Source organism: Brachyspira sp. SAP_772, assembly GCF_009755885.1.
Classification (GTDB): Bacteria; Spirochaetota; Brachyspiria; order Brachyspirales; family Brachyspiraceae; genus Brachyspira.
The window spans coordinates 1-571 of sequence record NZ_VYIX01000315.1 but is presented as its reverse complement, the minus strand read 5'-3'; the positions used below and the strand labels follow the sequence as shown (position 1 = coordinate 571).

General features: G+C 28.9%; 1 protein-coding gene. It reads right to left on the bottom strand.

The features are described from left to right. Positions 1 to 48: 48 nt before the first annotated feature. Positions 49 to 571, bottom strand: a 523-nt coding sequence (locus tag GQX97_RS14250; protein WP_157152361.1) for an OmpA family protein, incomplete at its 5' end; no start/stop codon positions are given.

Genomic DNA, 571 nt, shown 5'->3' with positions numbered 1-571 from the left:
ATAAAAATACATTTGGGCTTGTAAAAAAAAGAGAGATTTTTTGCAGGCCTATCTTAATTTTATTATAATGTCTACTCTTCTATTTTTTTGTCTTCCATCAGGATTATCATTTGAAGCTATAGGTTCTTTATCGCCAAAACCTCTATAAGATAATTTATCATGCTCAATTTTTGGAAGTATATAATCTGCTACAGTTTTTGCTCTTTTTTCTGMTAGGGCTTGATTGTAATTTGCTTCTCCTGTATTATCAGTATGYCCCTCAACTATTATTTCCCTGTCTGGATAAGTTTGTTTAATAGCATTTATAATATTATCAACAGTGTCTTTAGCAYCTTCTTTTAGTGTATAAGAATCTGTATCAAATAAAATCTCTCCAAGTCTAATTACTAACCCTTCAGGAACAGTATCAACTACAACATCATCATTAAGATTATCTTCTAATTTTTTTCTGTTTATCTCATTTTCTTCTACGGTAATAGTGCTGTAAATTTTATAAGTGCTAATAATATCCATCTTATATTGCAAGCTAAGATACGATAAGTTTTTACCATATCCGAAGAATATTTGATAT